General features: G+C 67.8%; 13 protein-coding genes and 2 tRNA genes. 6 read left to right on the forward strand and 9 right to left on the reverse strand.

Annotated features, from left to right (window positions below; genetic code table 11):
• The 5 genes from R2707_16640 to R2707_16660 form a co-directional block, all read right to left on the reverse strand.
• On the reverse strand, positions 1–582 hold the full coding sequence (locus tag R2707_16640) for a sulfotransferase (GenBank protein ID MEZ5246727.1): 582 nt from the start codon (positions 580–582) through the stop codon (positions 1–3).
• Complete coding sequence (locus R2707_16645) at positions 575–1,444, reverse strand: sulfotransferase (protein ID MEZ5246728.1); 870 nt, start codon at positions 1,442–1,444, stop codon at positions 575–577. The genes R2707_16640 and R2707_16645 overlap by 8 nt, the downstream gene beginning before the upstream one ends.
• The gene (locus tag R2707_16650) at positions 1,441–5,265 is read right to left on the reverse strand and encodes a glycosyltransferase (protein MEZ5246729.1); all 3,825 of its coding nucleotides are present in this window, start codon (positions 5,263–5,265) and stop codon (positions 1,441–1,443) included. The genes R2707_16645 and R2707_16650 overlap by 4 nt, the downstream gene beginning before the upstream one ends.
• Positions 5,265–8,249 (reverse strand): sulfotransferase, encoded by a 2,985-nt coding sequence (locus tag R2707_16655; GenBank protein MEZ5246730.1) that lies wholly within the window; start codon positions 8,247–8,249, stop codon positions 5,265–5,267. The genes R2707_16650 and R2707_16655 overlap by 1 nt, the downstream gene beginning before the upstream one ends.
• An 87-nt stretch (positions 8,250–8,336) precedes the next feature.
• Positions 8,337–9,257 (reverse strand): glycosyltransferase family A protein, encoded by a 921-nt coding sequence (locus R2707_16660; protein MEZ5246731.1) that lies wholly within the window; start codon positions 9,255–9,257, stop codon positions 8,337–8,339.
• A gap of 58 nt (positions 9,258–9,315) precedes the next feature.
• On the opposite strand from R2707_16660, the gene R2707_16665 reads away from it, so the two are divergent.
• The 4 genes from R2707_16665 (at position 9,316) to R2707_16680 (ending at position 11,443) form a co-directional block, all read left to right on the forward strand.
• A complete protein-coding gene (locus R2707_16665; GenBank protein ID MEZ5246732.1) occupies positions 9,316–10,017 on the forward strand; it encodes a hypothetical protein in 702 nt (233 codons plus the stop codon).
• A complete protein-coding gene (gene rffA, locus R2707_16670) occupies positions 10,014–11,183 on the forward strand; it encodes a dTDP-4-amino-4,6-dideoxygalactose transaminase (protein ID MEZ5246733.1) in 1,170 nt (389 codons plus the stop codon). The genes R2707_16665 and rffA overlap by 4 nt, the downstream gene beginning before the upstream one ends.
• Before the next feature lie 29 nt (positions 11,184–11,212).
• Positions 11,213–11,305, forward strand: a tRNA-Ser gene (locus R2707_16675).
• Positions 11,306–11,366: 61 nt separating this feature from the next.
• Positions 11,367–11,443: transfer RNA gene (locus R2707_16680), tRNA-Arg, on the forward strand.
• Between the two features lie 60 nt (positions 11,444–11,503).
• Here R2707_16680 and R2707_16685 read toward each other — a convergent pair.
• Both R2707_16685 and R2707_16690 read right to left on the reverse strand, forming a co-directional pair.
• A complete protein-coding gene (locus R2707_16685; GenBank protein MEZ5246734.1) occupies positions 11,504–12,433 on the reverse strand; it encodes a hypothetical protein in 930 nt (309 codons plus the stop codon).
• Positions 12,434–12,439: 6 nt separating this feature from the next.
• On the reverse strand, positions 12,440–13,126 hold the full coding sequence (locus R2707_16690) for a hypothetical protein (GenBank protein ID MEZ5246735.1): 687 nt from the start codon (positions 13,124–13,126) through the stop codon (positions 12,440–12,442).
• A 108-nt stretch (positions 13,127–13,234) separates the two neighbouring features.
• Between R2707_16690 and R2707_16695 the strand changes: the two genes are divergently transcribed.
• Together R2707_16695 and R2707_16700 are read left to right on the forward strand one after the other, a co-directional pair.
• Complete coding sequence (locus R2707_16695) at positions 13,235–13,957, forward strand: FkbM family methyltransferase (protein ID MEZ5246736.1); 723 nt, start codon at positions 13,235–13,237, stop codon at positions 13,955–13,957.
• A gap of 3 nt (positions 13,958–13,960) precedes the next feature.
• Positions 13,961–15,001, forward strand: a complete 1,041-nt coding sequence (locus R2707_16700; protein ID MEZ5246737.1) for a glycosyltransferase family 4 protein — start codon at positions 13,961–13,963, stop codon at positions 14,999–15,001.
• Here R2707_16700 and R2707_16705 read toward each other — a convergent pair whose 3' ends face one another.
• Both R2707_16705 and R2707_16710 read right to left on the reverse strand, forming a co-directional pair.
• Positions 15,002–16,027 carry a glycosyltransferase family 4 protein gene (locus R2707_16705; GenBank protein ID MEZ5246738.1) on the reverse strand — a complete coding sequence of 342 codons (1,026 nt, stop codon included), beginning with the start codon at positions 16,025–16,027 and terminating at the stop codon, positions 15,002–15,004.
• Positions 16,024–16,671: a hypothetical protein gene (locus R2707_16710; protein MEZ5246739.1), complete on the reverse strand. Its 648-nt coding sequence runs from the start codon at positions 16,669–16,671 to the stop codon at positions 16,024–16,026. The genes R2707_16705 and R2707_16710 overlap by 4 nt, the downstream gene beginning before the upstream one ends.
• Positions 16,672–16,768: the final 97 nt, after the last annotated feature.

Here is a 16,768-nt window from a genome sequence, read left to right on the forward strand (position 1 = left end):
CTACTTGCCCTTGTTGGAGTGCGGGAACGCGATCTTCGGCTCGGCGACCCCGAGCAGCGTGCAGAACGGTGCCCAACCGGCACCGGCGGTGATGTCGACCTCGACGAAGTCGTCGCGACCGGCGAAGTACTCCCGCACGCCGGAGTAGTGGCGCTCGTACTGGCGCCGCCACTTGTCCTCCTCGACCACCAGGAAGTTGCCGTCGTACTCGCCACGGGCCTTGCGCGCCTGGTTGTTCTCGACATGGCGGCGGCGGCTGTCGAGCCACTTCTCGAGCGGGCGGACCGTCATCATGAAGCGACTGCCGGGGTACTGCCGATCGAGGAGCGCATAGTTCTTGGCCAGGACCTCGATGTCGGAGTAGCAGTCGATCGCCTGGTCCATATTGCTGAGCAGGGGTAGACCGGCGTCGCGCGCCGCCTCGATCTGCTCACGGATCGGCGGGCCGCCCCAGTGCAGACTCCTGAACCCGAGGAGGGTCATGGCGTCGTGGAACGACGTCGTGCCGGTCTTGTTGAGCCCGATGGCGAACACCCGGGGCCTATCGGGGGCGGTGCCTCCCGGCACCGGACCGTCAACCATCTCGCCACGTCTCCATGTCGGCCGCCGTGCCGTAACCGGCCCGGACCCAGGCGTCGGTCGCCACCGCGGCGAACACCTTGCGCCGCTTCTTGTCCCACGCAGACCAGTCGTCGTCGTCGGGTCTCGTCGGGTCGAGCTTGAAGCTCGAGCCGATGCGCTTCTTCGAAAAGAAGTTGCCCGGGCCAGGGTGATGGCGCAGATCGAGGAACTCGAGCACGGGGTCGAAGGCCTCAGGGCCACCGGCGGCGAGCTTCTCGTTCCACACGGTGAGACAGCGATCGGGATTCGCTTCTGCGAAATCGAACCCGGCGTGCACCCACGTCGCCCAGGTCTCGCAGGCCTTCTCGACGTCCTTGCTCCACTTCGGGATCTCGTTGGGCTTCGCGTTGGCGAGCAGCTCGTCGTCGAACTTGCGCTCGAAGTTCGACATCGAACGGACCACGTTGCGCCCGTCACGCACGATGTGGACGAACTTCGCACCCGGGAACATCTTCGCCAGGGTCGGCGCCATCGGCGTGTAGAGCGGCGTCTGGTCGATCCAGCGTTTGCCCTCGGCGCGCGACGAGAAGAGGGCGTTGAAGCCGAGGCCGATGAACGCCAACCACTCGTCCTTGTCGACCTGCTCGTGGTCGAGCCAGCACGGGGTCTGACGATCCTGCTGGTTCTCCCACACCCGTTCGGCCCGCTCCCCCTGGAACAGATCCGAGAGGATGTAGCTCTCCTTGCCGACCCACAGATCGGGGTGACGGTTGAGCGACTGTGCGGTGGCCGTGGTCCCCGAACGTGGCGAGCCGATCACGAAGATCGGATTCGGGCAGATGCCCTCGCCCGCGAGATACGGCGCGGCATGCTCGAGACTCACGACGACGGCACCTCGAACGAACCGTGGTAGTCGGAGTACTTGCGGTTGTAGTACGGCGGGGCCGCGAGGGGATCGACGCCGTGCTTCCAGCCGTACTTGTAGCGATGACCGAGCAGCAGCCAGTCGACGTTGGGGGTCGTGCTCGCGGTGGTGCGCCGGGCGTGCACGACCCGTGCCGCCGGCACCGGTTCGAGTGCGATGCCCAGCTGCCAGGCGCGGTGCCAGTAGTCGGTGTCCTCGCAGAACGCGGGATTGAACCATTCGTCGAAGACACCCACCTCTTCGTAGATCGCCTTCGTCATCATGAAGCACCAGCCTGCGGTGCCACCCTGGTCAGGGGTGGTGAACCCCTTCCCGTCGCAATGATCGGTATAGGGGAACGCGATGCGACGACCATCGTTGGCCGCCTCGAGCAACGCCTCGTCCCATCCCGGCTCCACCATGCAGTCGCTGTTCATCACGACGAACGTCGGAGCCGTCGACAGCCGGATCCCGGTGTTCCACCCCGTCGAGACACCCTTGTTCTCGGGATAGCGATACACCTTCGCCAACAGCTTCGACTCGAAGTCCGATCCGTTGTCGATCGCCACGACCTCGGTGGGAACCCGCGCCACCTCCCAGATCCGCTCGACGGTCTTCTCGACCATGCGGGCCAGCTTCTCGCTGCGGCTCCAGACCGGCAACGTGATGCTCAGCACCGGATCGTCGGAGGCCTCGGGAGGACTTCCGTCGTAGAGCAGGTCGGGATCGGTGTCCTCGAACGGTTGGACTGTGGTCGGTTGACGCGCCATGGCGTAGACCCCTCCGGTCGTCTCCGCGATCCCCTTTGCGTTGAGAATGCGGAACATCGTGCGATAGGACTCGTGGAGTTCGTCGAGATCCCGTGCGGACATCGCGTCGCCCTCGGTGCGACAACGCTCCTCGAGCCGGGCCACGGTCGTGCGCAACCCCTCCTCGGCGAAGCGGTGCTCGTCGTAGAACGCGCGGGCTTCGTCGAGCTTCAGCTGGGCACCGATCCCAGTACCCGGATGCAGCGACGCGATCACCGCGCTCGCCCTGCCCTTGGCCTGGGTGCGATCGCAGAACCCGGCGAAGTCGAGCGGACGGGCCATCACGCTCACCGCCGATGGGTCGTAGACGACCTTCAGCCCGTGCGGCATGAGCCGCCACCCCATCTCGATGTCGATCGAGTAGTCGAGGCGCTGGTCGTGCAGACCGTGACGCATGAGCAGCGACCGCTTGCAGGAGATCCGGCCCTCCCAGAAGCCACGCCAGTCGAGCTCCTGACCCTTCGAGAGGCTGGAGTAGGAGAACATGAGCCGGTCCACGTCGGTGATGAAGTGCATCAACGGGCTGATGTCGAGTTCGGGCGCCCAGTCGGTGTGGCCCAGGATCGCCACACCCTCGTGGGGTCGCGCCGTGTGCCCGTCGAGATGGCGTTCGAGATAGTCGGGGGTGACGCGGTCGTCGTCGTCGAAGAAGAGCACGATCGGGGCCTGAGCGAGGAGCACGCACAGGTTCTTGGCGCCGCTGCGACCCGAGTGCGCGGCGCACACCCCGAAGATCTGCAGACGATCGGCGAACTCCTCGACGATGGCGTCGATCTCCGAGTCGGGCGACCCGTCGTCGACCAGCACCACCTCGTAGCGGGACCGATCGATCGTCTGGTCACAGAACGAGAGCAGCGCCCGGCGCAGCAGCTCCGGTCGCTGGTAGGTCGAGATCAGCACGCTGATCTCGGGTGGCGACTCCGGAGCCGGACGGAGGTGGACGCGGGGGACCCCCTCGTCGTCGGCGATCCACACGCGGCGCACATGGGCGAACGAATCGCCGAGATCGTCGGCCTCGATCGAGCCGCGCAGACCGATCGTCACGTTGTCGCACAGGGTCACCGGCCCGTCGAGGGCGGCCCCCGCCCGCACCGACAGCACCGGCAGCGGCGTGACCGAGTCGACCTCGCGGGCGACGACTCCCCGGTGACGTTCCGTCATCGGGGGACCCGCCGCCGGTCCGCTGCTGTGCGCGGGCTGGATCCGATCGACGTCGAGGGTCTCCTGTGTGGCGATGAGCTCCTCGAGGAAGCCCGCCGGCAGCACCGCGTTGTCGTGGATGTAGACGACATGGTCGGCGCCCGTGTCGTCGACGGGCGACATCGCGTCGGGATCGTCGGCCGCCCTCCACACCTGGCGGACCGTCATCGCGTCTGTGCCCTTCAACTCCGACAGCAGATCGGGATGAGGGCCACTGCGACCGGCCGAATACGTCCCTGCGACGAAGACCGACACGGCCAGTGCCGGGGTGAGCGTGACCGCGGCATCGGCGGGCTCGAGATCGAAGATCGCCACCGTGTCGTCCTGGTAGAGCCGCCGTCCGTCGTTCTCGAGACGGTCGAAGAGCTCGGGGAACCGGCCGCGCCAGTCGAACGCCGCCCGCGGCACCACGAAGTAGCGCGCCCCGCGCTGTCGCTGGGCGTCGAGATGGTTGACCGCCGCACGACCGTCGACCGGATCGAAGCCACCCCATCCGCCCTCGCGACCCTCGGGGAAGTGCCAGCACGGCTGCGAGCCGAGATCGGTCAGGCTGTCGTCACCGAGTGAGACGACCAGCACCGGCTCGCCGGGCTCGGCGATCGCCTGGATCCGCCGGCGGATCTCCGCCGCGTCGACGTTGGCGGTCGGACGGCCGTCGCCGGCTTCGATGCGACGAGGACGGCGGGGCAGGGCCATGACCGATGCGATCAGCCGATCGAAGCACGGCCGGACGCGATCGAAGCCATGGCGCTCGTCGACATGGGCGGCACCGTGCTCGGCGAGACGATGCCAGAGGTCGTCGTCGGTGAGCACACGGGTCAAGGCGGCAGCCATGTCGGCGGCGTCGACCGAGACGAGGGCATGACGCCCCTGCACGATGTCGAGGCCTTCGGCACCGATCGGTGTGGTGACCACCGGCGTGTAGGCCATCATCGACTGCAGGACCTTGCGCTTGACGCCGGCGCCGTGCAGCAGCGGCACGACCGCCACTCGTGACCGCTCCACATAGGGCTCGACGGTGGGGACCCAACCGACGAGATTGAGACCGGGCATGTCGGGATCGACGGCGAGCTCGATCTGATCCAGATAGTTGCCGATCACGGTGAACGGATGGCGCCGGCGCAGATCCTCGTCGATGAGGGGCAGCACCTCGTTCGCGAGGTAGGCGACCGCATCGCGATTGGGGACGTGCCGGAAGTTCCCGACGAAGTATCCGCCCCTGCGTTCCGACAACGGCACCGTGGATCGCTCGATGTGTTCGGCCAGCGGAAGGGTGAACACGCGATCGTCGCCGACGAAGTCGGCCAGCAGCGTGCGTTCCTTGTCGGACACGGCGATCACCGCGTCGGCGGAGTGGTACACGTTGAGCTCGCGGGTGGCGGCATCGCCGAAGGTCGAGTCGACCGCGCCGGTCTGGCCGAATGCCTGGCGGGCATTGCGCAGGAAGTGGATGTCCATCGAGTTCACCACCACCCGGGTGTCGGGCGAGTACTCGTGGACGAGCGGGACGATCTCCTCCGCGACCTCGAAGAATGCGACCATCGCGAGGTCGAAGCGATAGGAACGCAGGAGCTTCGGGGCCCAGTCGAACCCCGCGAAGGTGGCGACGCCCATCTGGCGCAGACGCTCGGCGTGGCGGTGCTCGGCCTCGCCCTCGGGCTCGCGGGACAGGAAGGTGACGGTCCATCCGTCGTCGAGCAGCCACCGGATCGTGTTGTCGATGTCTTGTGAACCGCTGTCGCGGTCGAACGCCGGCATACGCGTGTGGACGACGAGGGCGGTGCGTGGCATCAGGCCTCGTTTCCGGACGCGAGAGAGCCGATGTCGTCGTTGGCGAGGAAGTAGCGCCACGACCCGTCGCCGAGCTCGGCGGGCCGCTGTGGACGAGACGCCAGCCATGTCGGCCAGGCCCCGCCGGCCGCCACCGGACGGTTCGACGCGCCACCGACGCGCACCACGGTCGCCGACGAGCGGTACGCGACGGTTCGACCCGACTTCCAGACCTGGCCGAACCACGCCACGGGATCGTCGGCATCGAACTCGGGCAACGCCTGCCAGACGGCCGACGATGCCGCGACGATCCCTCCGCCCCAGCAGGTCGGCCGATTGAACTCGTGCCACGGAGCCCGGACATCGAGGGTCCCCTCCGCGATCCCGGCAACCGACCCGTCGGCGAAGACCATCCCGCCGGCGGACTCGATTCGACCGTGATCGTCGAGGACCTTGGCCACCCAGACCGCCTCGGGGGTGGAACGAACCGCTGTCGTCATCGCATCGAGTGCGCCGGGAAGCGGCACCATGCCCGCTTCGAGCACCAACACGACCTCGGCGTCGACGGAACCGGGCTCGGTGTCGAAGCGGAGCTCCGCGCCGAACGCCTCGGCGCGGACCCGGACCGCGGCATCGATCTCCGGGGTCGAGGACGTGGCCACGATGGTCACCGATGCCGCCGCATCCGCGGGTTCGCCGACGAGATGGACCGTCTCGACACGCAGCTCCGTACCCACCCGGTCGCACACGACCACGGCCGACGACGCCACCCGCTTCGCCTCCTCGAGATCGTGGCGCCGACTCGTCACGACGATCTCGACGCTGCGATCGAAGTAGGGCAGACCGGCCGCCCCCACGTCGCTTGCGGGAACGAAGGTGGTGAACCCGGGAAGATCGCCGGCGAGGTCGAGTCCGGACCAGTCGAGGAGCGCCGGCGGCGACTGGCGGCCCCGGCTCAGATCCTTCACGGCCGCGAGAACTCCCGGCTGTTCGACGGACGACGCGGTGAGATCGAAGACCACGCCGGCCGCGTCACGATCAGCGAGGACCCGATGGCTGCGAGCGAGGTGATCGCGCAGCTCCGGATGACTCTGGAACCACGCACGGGCTCCTTCGGGCACCACGAGTCGCTGAGTGCCCCGCAACCGCAGGACCTCGAGGATCGCGATCAACGACACCGAATCGGCCGCCGGCGCCGATCCGTCGAACGACGGGAAGGCCACCCCGGTGCGGCCACCGACGGAGACGACGGTCGGCTTGCAGCCGGGCGTCACAACCGCCCACGAGCTGTCGGGATCGACGAACTCGTCGACCAGCCGCTCGAAACCCTTCTGCCACTTGAACGCGGCCGGACCCTTCGGGACCTGGGCGGCCCGACCGTCGTCGCGCGACGTGGGCCGAGGCGCCGGCGAGGCCTTCTTCGGCGCGTTCGCGGCATTGGGACGAGCCGCCGGTGCCGATCCCGAAACGGACCTGACCGCGCGCTTCACCGGAGCCGGGAGCCGACGGGCGACCCCGCGGGTCACCCGCTTGGCCTTCGGCACGGCACCGGATCGCCGGATGGCCGTCGAGCCCTTCCGCGCCGCTTTCTGCGCCGGCTCGGGAAGACGGTCGACGACTCGCGCCGTCCGCTCCTTGACCCGATTCCCGGCCTGGCCGTCGGCCACCGCCCGCCGCACGCGGTGGATGTTGTGACGAACGGGCTGGGGCAGATGCGCGGCGCCGGCCTTGACGGTCTGCTTGGCCGCCGCGGGGGCGCCCGTTCCCCGCATCCGGCGAACGAGCTTGCCCACCGCGCGGCGAAGCGGTCCCTGCCGCAGCGCCTTGTTGTTGTGCTGCACGGTCTGTTCGACGGCTCGGAGCTTGACGTGAACCGCATCGAGAACGTCGCCGATGTGGTTCGTGCGCTCGAGGGTCGACCGCTGCCGATCCTCGAGCCGGTGCACGGCCTCGCCGACGGTGTCTGCGTTGTCGATGAGCCGCAGGGTCTGCGCTTCGATCGCAGAGAGGTGGTTGCCGATGTCGGCGCGGAAGTGGTCGAGCTCCCGGGTGACCGCGGCGAGTTCGGCCCGACGGCTCTCCGACTCCCGTCGAGCCTGCGTCAGCTGCTCGCGCGCCTCCTTCTCGGCGGCCTGCGAGTCGGCGAGTCGCTGTTCGAGACGCTCGATGGCCTGCTGACGCTGCTCGGCATGGCGGGCCGCGACGGTGCCGTCGAGAACGAGCCGTCGGACCTGGCCCTCGTCGACCGCGGAGGGCCGGGGCACCGGTGCGCCGGCCTCCTCGCACAAGCGGGCGTAGAGATCCCGCAGTCCGGATCCGAGGTTGGCCTCGTCGAGACTCACCCCGACATCGTGGTGACGGAGATCGGTGCGCACGTTCAGCGGTGCGGCTTCGAGGCCGGCGAACGCGCAGACCCGATCGAGCTCGCCCACAGGGTCGAGAAAGTAGGTGTCGTAGTGCGTGACGATCCGCCGGTCGGGCGGCACCAGATCGAGCACCGACTCGTAGTAGCGCTCCCAGAGCGACAACCCGAGCGAGTAGGAGTTCTGGTTGCGCCGCTTGAGCGACAACGCGACCTCGAGTGGATTGCGCACGCAGATCACGAACCGGAGGTCAGGCTGGAGGTCGAGCCAGAACGCCGCGGTCAGACACGTGCGGGGATCCTTGAACCCCCACCGCTCGTTCTCGGCCAGACCGGCGAGCGCGACCGTCGCCGGTTCGACCACCGCCGCGAGTCGCGGATCGTCGACCGCCATCGGCAGCAACGCCGGAGGGTTGTCCCACGAGCCGCCCGCGGCTTCGAGCAGGTCGTCGTTGCAGGTGACGATCGCCTTGTTCTCCCAGAAACCCTCGGGGTTGTCGTCGGCGGCAGCGAGGAGCGCGTCGGCCTCACCGCCGAGCAGACGCAGACCCGACTCGTGCAGCCCGCGGGTGATCATCGACGTACCCGAGCGGTGCATGCCGGTGATCGCGATCGGATGTGGTGCCGCGGTGGCGTCGCTCATCGTCGTCTCTCGAGGGGGTGCAGGTCGGGTGAACGCAAGTGCCCCAGTGTGGCGCGTGTTGCGGCCGACTGAAAGACCGTTCGCCCACTATGAGTTGGATGGCCCCCACGGAACGTGGGTATTCGGGTTCCCCTCCAGCCAGTCGAGCGACCGGCGGAAGTGGGGAATGGCCGCGGCCGGCACCGACCCGAGATAGCGCGGCGCCAGCGCGGGCGGGGCGAACTCCCGACCACGGAGTCGGGCGTACTCCGCCCAGAGCTCCTCCCTCCGCGCCTGGCCTCCGGTCGCCGCTCCGCCGTGGAACTGGTGGAACGTGCCCTCTCCGAGCAGCACCACCAACTCGGCCCCGGGTCGTTCGCAGGCCCGTCGGAACAGGTCGTGGTTGACGAGCCCGCCGCCGGCCCGGTCGAAGATCTCGTCGAACCCGCCGAGGTCGGCCCAACGATCGGCCCGCATGAACAGGGCGTTGCTCTCCCCCATCGGGCCGAACCAGCCCCGCGCCGAGGAGCCCGCGAGCGTACTGATGGAGAACAGCTCGTAGCCGTCGCGCCGCCAATCGACCGTCTCGAGCAGCGCGTCCTCGACCGCCTGGTCATAGCCCTTCGCCGCAGCGATCATCTGCGACTCGGCCCCCAGATGGAACGCGAGCGTCACCGCGATCACGTCGGGGCCGAGCCGCATCGCGTCGGCCGCGCCCGCGAGCAGACCGGGACTCACCATCCGGGCCCCATCGATCATCACCCCGATGGTCGACCCCGCCGCGGCCTCGATCCCGACGTTGGCGGCACGCGCCGGCGACGAAGGCGCCGGGTCCAGCCGGATCAGACGTCCACCGGGAACGAGGTCGAGCAGGCGCGGATCGACCGGCACCGGCGAACCGTTGTCGACCACGATCACCTCGTAGTCGACGTCGCCGTGTTGTGCGTCGGCCGCCAGGGTGGCGAGTGTCCGCGGCAGCTCGCGGGCCATGTCCCACACCACCACGACCACGCTCACGTCAACGCCCACACCGGAACGGTAGCCCGACACTTCCCACCGCTGGTCGGTGGTGGTACAGATGGACGGAATGTCACAACGCATCGAGGCCCTCCCGTGGGACAGCGACTTCTTCGATCTGTCCATCGGCCAGGTCGACCTCAACGGCGCCGACCCGAATGTGCTCGACGAGATCGTCATCGAGGCCCGTGACCGCAAGTTCGACTGTGTCTACGGATCACACGAGCCGGCCGACACCTACACCTCGCTACATGCCCAGGACGCGGGATTCCGACTCGTCGAGATCAACCAGTTGATGAAGCGACCACCGGGACCATTCGCGACACCACCGACCCGCTCAGTCGTGCGAACCGCCACCGAGGACGACCTCCACCTGATCAGCGACTCGCTCGACACTCTCGCCCCCTGGAGTCGATTCGGCGCCGATCCCCGCTTCGGCACGACCGCGGCGCGACGGCTCCACAGCGCCTGGGTACACCGAGCGGTGACGGATCCCGAGCGCCTGGCCACGATCTCCGAGGACGAGGACGGCATCGATGGTGTGGGGACCCACGTGTGGGGGGAACAGCCCCGCATCGATCTGCTCGGGGTGATCCGCCCCGGGACCGGTGCTGCATGGCAGCACATCGCCAAGCTGATCGAATGGGCCGACGGCGGCGAGGTGCTCGGTGGGCCGTGCGCCGCCCGCAACATCGCTCCACTCCGCTTTCTGGAGCACTGCGGGTTCGCCCTCACCCGGGTCACCTACACGCACCACTGGTGGGCGACATGAGCGTGACCGACGATCCGTTCCCCGACGGCCTCATCCCGTTCAATCGACCGAGCGTCGAAGGGCACGAACTCGACTACATCAGGGAAGCCGTCGAGCACGGTCACACCTCCGCATCGGGTCCGTTCTCGAAGCTGGCCGTCGACGAGTTGACGGAGGCCACCGGCGCGGCCGACGTGCTGCTCACGACCTCGTGCACCGCGGCCCTCGAGATGAGCGCGATCCTGCTCGACATCCAGCCGGGCGACACGATCGTGGCACCGTCGTTCGGCTTCGTCACCACGGCACTCGCCTTCGTGCGGGCCGGTGCCAAGGTGCTCTTCTGCGACATCGAGCCCGACACGCTGGGCCTCGATGTCGACCGCCTCGCCGAGATCATGGACGACACCGTGCGGGCGGTCGTCCCGATCCACTACTCGGGCATCGGTGGTCGGATCGAGGAGATGTGCGACATCGTCGAGCGTTGGCCCAACGCCGACCTCGTCGAGGACAACGCCCACGGCCTGTTCGGCAGCTACCGGGGGGAGCCGCTGGGTTCGTTCGGACGCTTCTCCACGCTCAGCTTCCACGAGACGAAGAACTTCATCTGCGGCGAGGGCGGCGCGCTGGTCGTCAACGACCCCGCCGACATCGACCGCGCCCATGTGATCTACGACAAGGGCACCAACCGACGGGCGTTCCTCCACGGTCAGGTCGACAAGTACTCCTGGCAGGACGTCGGCTCGTCGTTCGGGATGTCCGACGTGCTCGCCGCCTATCTCTACGGCCAACTCGAACAGAAGGAATCGATCCTCGCGAAGCGCCGCCACGTCTTCGACCACTACCACGAAGCGCTGACGCCGATGGTCGCCTCCCATGGCATCCGCCTCCCCGTGGTGCCCGACGACTGCCGGCAGGCGTATCACATGTTCTACGTCCTGCTGCCCGACGGCGAGATGCGCAACCACGTGCTGAAGTCGATGAACGACGACGGCATCTACGCGACGTTCCACTATGTGCCGCTCCACAGCTCGCCCGGCGGTGTCGCCGTTGCCGCAAGGGAACTCGCGTGCCCGGCGACCGACGACATCAGCCGTCGTCTCCTTCGGCTTCCCTTCTTCACGAGCCTCGGGCAGCACGACCTCGATCGGGTGACGGAATCGTTCATTCACGCCGTCGAACATTTCTGACCGCCCGAGCGGTAACCTCACGCCCGTCGGGAGACGTGGCCGAGCCAGGTTGAAGGCGCTTCCCTGCTAAGGAAGTAACGTCGTCAAGGCGTTCGTGGGTTCAAATCCCACCGTCTCCGCCAATGTGTCAAAGAGAGAATCCGGTGGCGCCCGCAGCTCGCGGGCGTACACTGGCTCTCCGTTGCGCTCGTAGCTCAGCTGGATAGAGCATCTGACTACGGATCAGAAGGTCGGGGGTTCGAATCCCTCCGAGCGCGCCACATCACGACAGAACAGGGCCGCTCCTCGGAGCGGCCCTTTCTGCGTATCCCGGCACGGTGTCAGGGGATCAGCGCCAGGATCTCGCGGCGCACGAGTGCGAGCTTCGCGGCGACATCCGGGGCCAGTCCCGCCGGCACCTCGGGTGCCTCCCCGCCGTCAACGGCCGCCCGCAGCACCGCCGCGCTGAACTCTGCGACCTCGAGTCGTTCGGCGTTCCATGTCGTGCGATCGACCCGACCGAGGCGGGCCACGGCGCCGGCACCGTTGAGCTCCGGCGGCGAGAGATAGTGCGACATCCCGCCGATGTGCAGGAGATTCGGGTGCTCACGATGGCGCAGCTCGTATCCCGACAGCTGGAGAAACACGTTGACCAGCTTGCCGGTGTCGTAGAGCCAGTAGTCGTGACCGGCCTCGGCCAGGGCTGCGGATGCGGCCGCCGACAGGTCCGGTCCACCGGAGTCGAATCGCACACCCCAGCGGTCGAGCACGTCGTCGATCGCCGCTCGCCGATACATCGCGAAGTGCGGACTGCCGAAGAGGAAGCCTTCGCGAGAGTAGAAGTACTCGCCGTTGACACCAGGGTGCCCTTCCGGCACCACGTCAGTCGTCGACCACACGCCGCGGCCTGAGGTGACACCGGCTGCACCGGCCGCCAACTCCGCGGCGAAGTCGGCCACGAACGGACCCGAGGCGCGGATGTCACTGTCGATCAGGCAGAAGTACGCACCATCGTCTCGTGCGGCACGCACCCGTTCCAGGGCCGTCCCGTGCGGGACCATCTCGTCCGAAGAGACCTCGAACACCTCAACGACCTGCGGGTGGACATCGGCAAACTGCTCGAGCAACGCGAGCTCGCTCGCCGGGCAGGCATTGGCGACGAACCGGAACCGGGCATCGCTGTGCGCCATCTGGCTCTCCACGAAGAAGCGGAGATAGGGGAAGACCGTGCCGGCCCACACCACGTTGAAGACGACGTCGCGTTCGGACATGGCGGCTCAGACGACCTGCACGGCGGGGAGCGAGTCGATCAGCGCTGCGAACTCGCCGTAGATGACATCGAGCCGCTCCCGGATCTCCGGCGGTGTCGACGTCCAGTCGCTGGCTCGTGCCCGATAGGTGAGCCGCGGGTGCCCGTCGGGCAGCCCGACGAACGTCGCGAGTTCGTCCCACGCCTCGTCGATCAGATCGAACCGCACGAACATCACGGGGTAGCCCGACGGATGGTTGCGCCAGCCCTCGAAGTGCTCGGCCAGCGCGAAGTCGTCGACGCCGGCCGCGAGGAACGACTCGAGATCGGCCAGACGGTCCGGGGTCGGTGTGGCGGGATCGATCTGGTGGAGTCCCCGCCAGTGTCCGTCCTGGATCCCGCGACGAAAGACCGACAACACCGCATCTCGCGGATCTCCGACCGGGTACACCACCCTGAATCCGGCCGGCACTTCGTCGACCGTCGGCGGACAGCGCAGGTGCTTGTGGGGCCACTGGGCCGGGCCCGGCGGCAGGTCGAGTCCGGCCTCGGCGAAACTCCGGGTGAGCGCTGTCGTCCCCGAACCCCCGAACGAGGTGATCTGCACCTGGTGACGAATGGCGAAGGGATCACCCTTCGCGAGGAAGTCGGCGATGGCCTGGCGACCCAACGCGGCCGCGACGGCGAGGTCGATTTTCTCTGCGTCGCTGTCCACGGCCACAGGATGGTACCAGTCGGCAACCAGCCGGGCGCCAGTGGCCATTCGACTCATACCGACCCTTCCGGGCCCGGCCGTACACTCACTCCTCGGAGGACCGAGACGATGCTGCTGACGATCGAACCCGACGACGCCGATCCCTTCGAGTTCGAATGTGAGGACACGATCGCGTCGGCGTGGGTCTCCAAGGACATCCTCTCGAATCGGACCTATCCGGTGCTGCCGTTCGTCGACGACGTCAGGGTCGTGCTCGACGCAGGCGGCAACTGTGGCGCCGCCGCGGTGCACTTCGCCCGCCACTATCCGGACGCCACGATCCACACGTTCGAACCGGGCAGCCATCAACGGGCCTTCCTCGAACGCAACGCCGTCCACCATCGCGGCATCACGATCCATCCGATCGCCCTGCATCGAGACGACGGGGAGATGCCGCTCTACCAGGGCGACAGCGACTCCGGAATGTCGTCGCTCGAGGCCAGCGAGTGGGCCACGGGATCCCGCGAGATCGTGACCGTTCGCAGCGCGGGCGGTTGGGCGACCGAGCACGGGATCGACCGCATCGACGTGATGAAGCTCGACGTCGAGGGTTCCGAGGTCGACGTGCTCGAGAGCCTCGGACCATTGATGGCAACGGTCAAGGTCCTCTATGTGGAGTACGACTCCCGGAAGGCGCGACGCGACATCGATCGCATCCTCGAATCCACCCACGACCTCTACTCCGGAAAGGTCTTCCTCGATCAGGGAGAGCTGATCTACCTGTCGAAACACGAGGCGAACCGGCCGGAGGCCACCGATCACCTCCGCTCGATCTTCGTCGCCGACGCCTAGACGATGATCCTCACGTTCCTGGCCCCCAGCACCCGGCACCCGGTCGGAGGCAACACCTTGATCTACGAGTTCGCCACGGCGATGGCCGAGCGGGGTCACGACGTCCACCTGTATCACCACGAGATCTTCGGTGGCGACGCGATCACCAGCGTCGACGAGATCGGTTGGTACGAGTTCCGGGCCAACATCACCCACCACGTCGCCGGGATAGAGGGGTTCGACCCTCGAGAGGTCGTGTCGGGCGACATCTACTTCGGTTACACCCCGTTGATCGAGGACAACCCGCGCTACGGCCTGCCCGTTTGCTTCGTCCAGGGCCACCAGATGTATCCCGAGGCCCAGGAACGACAGACCTATCTCAACCCCTGTCCGAAGATCTGTGTCGCCAGTTGGCTCGTTCGCGTCGGACTCGAATACGGCGTTCCACCCGCCCAACTCGTCCACATCCCCAACGGGCTCAAGCAGGCCTGTCTCGACACCACCCGCGCCATCGAGGGGCGCAGACCGCGGGTGCTGTTCTGCTACAACTCTCACCTCAGCAAGGGCGCCCCGCTCGGGCTCGAGGTCCTGACGCGGCTCCACGATCGCCGACCCGACCTCGACATCGTCGCCTTCGGCGGTCTGGCTCCCGACACCGACTTCCCCGACTGGCTGACGTTCCACCACGACCCCGACCAGACGACGCTCATCGACGGCCTGTACAACACCAGCACCGTCTTCCTCTGGACCAGCAGGATCGAGGGTTTCGGGTTGCCCGCCCTCGAGGCGATGGCGGGCGGTGCCGCCCTCGTCACGACCGACAACGGCGGCTCCGAGGACTACGCGTTCCACGGTGAGACCGCACTCGTCGCCGACTACCCCGACGCCGACGCCCTGCTCGACAACGTCGAACGGCTGCTCGACGACGAGCGCCTGCGCCATCGCCTCGCTGCAGCAGGGCGACGGCTCGCGGCCGGCTTCACCTGGGAAGCCTCCGCCGATCGGCTCGAAGCCTTCGTCCACGAATATCGCGAAGACCCGCAGCGCTATGGACGACCGGCGTGATCAAGGATCGGCGGGCGGCTCGAGGAACGGTGCCGGATCCGCGACATAGGCGGCGAGGATCTCTGACAGACGGCGGCCGGAGCGATCCCAGTCGAACGTGAGGGCATGGGCCAGGCCCGCAGCGGCGTAGCGCAGCCGACGTTCCTCGTCGTCGAGCAAACGATCGACCGCGTCGGCCAAGGCCGCGGCGTCGCCCGCCGCCACGACATCGGCCGTGACGCCGGGGATTGCGTAGTCGCGTGATCCACCGCAATCCGTGGACACCAGTGCGGTACCACACGCCATCGCCTCGACCGGTGTGAGCCCGAATCCCTCGTTACGACTCGCCTGCACGAAGACCCGGGTGTCGGCGTAGATCTCCTCCGCCAGCCGACGGTGGTCCGGCGAGTCCACGATCTCGACCCCGTCGGGGATCCGATCGTCGAGCATCCGCCCGAAGGTCACGAGCCGGGCGTCGGGCCGACGGACGCGGAGCTCCGCGAGCATCGCCTGCGCGGTGGGCCAGTCCTTCTCCCGATGCGGATGATGCAGGACGGTCACGTCGATCGAGCGGTCCTCGAGCGGGGAGCTCTGCCGAAATCGCCCGTGATCGAGTCCGGGCGGGACGTGCAGCAACTGATGACGGGGCACCCCGTAGGTCTCACCCACGTCCTGCAACCACGACGCCACACAGATCTTCGGGCCCGGCGAGCGGAATGCATCGCGTTCCCACTCCTCCGACAGCATCCGGTACCCCTGGATGATCGTGGCCGGCAGACCGAGGCGGCGAGGCGCCGACGAGTTGAAGATCACGTCTCCAGAAGGCAACGCCGGGTCGTCGAGCCCGTCGAAGAGCACGTGCCGCACACCGTCACCGACCGCCGCCGAGGGCAACCGGTCGAGCGAGTCGATGCGGTTCGGCCATGCCGGCCCATGGAGGAAATTGACCGTGCACCCCGCGCGCGAGAGCGCCCGAGCCAGCTCGTAGAGCACGGTCTCCCCACCGGTGACGTTGCCGGTCGTCGGATAGACGAACTGCACGATCACTCGGGTGAACGCTCCACGACTCGCGCCGGCGCACCGACGGCAGTCGCACCGTCGGGCACATCGTCCATCACCACACTGTTGGCGCCGACCTTGACGTTGCGACCGAGCGTGATGCCGCCGAGCACCTTCGCGCCGGTGCCGATGCGTGAACCTGCACCGATCGTCGGCCCGACGAGATCCGGCGCCAACAGTCCGATGGTCACCCATGGCGAGAGCGTGACGTTCTTCTCGATGGTGGTGATCCCGTCGATCACGACCATGCCGTGGGGCAGACAGAGCCCCGGCTGGATGACCACGGGATCACCGATGGACACCTGCGCACTCGCCATGGCGATCCGATGGAACAGCCGCGGCAGCAGGGGTACGCGATGCTTCAGGCATGCGGTCTTCGCCCGGTAGGCCACCACGGCGATGAAGGCGTCGGTCACCACACAGAGTCGGACCACCTGGAGCCACCGATCGGCCGTCGACGTGAACTCGTGGCGGTCGCCGCGGTTCAGCGCGGTGATGCGGGCGTCGCCGGCGATCGCATCGGCGAAGCGCGGATAGCGACGCCGCAGATCGGCGTCGAACAACCGACGTTGCGCGGTGTCGGGCGTCGCCCGAACGTGCTCCCACCGTGCGCGCCATCGCGGTCCACCCATGCCCGCCGATGCTATCCGGCCGGGGATCCCGCAGTCATGGGCCGGTCGGCCCGCCGAGTGGTCCGGACGGCCCCAAAGCCGACGAAACTGGCGTGTT

This window comes from Acidimicrobiales bacterium (assembly GCA_041394245.1).
Classification (GTDB): domain Bacteria; phylum Actinomycetota; class Acidimicrobiia; order Acidimicrobiales; family Aldehydirespiratoraceae; genus JAJRXC01.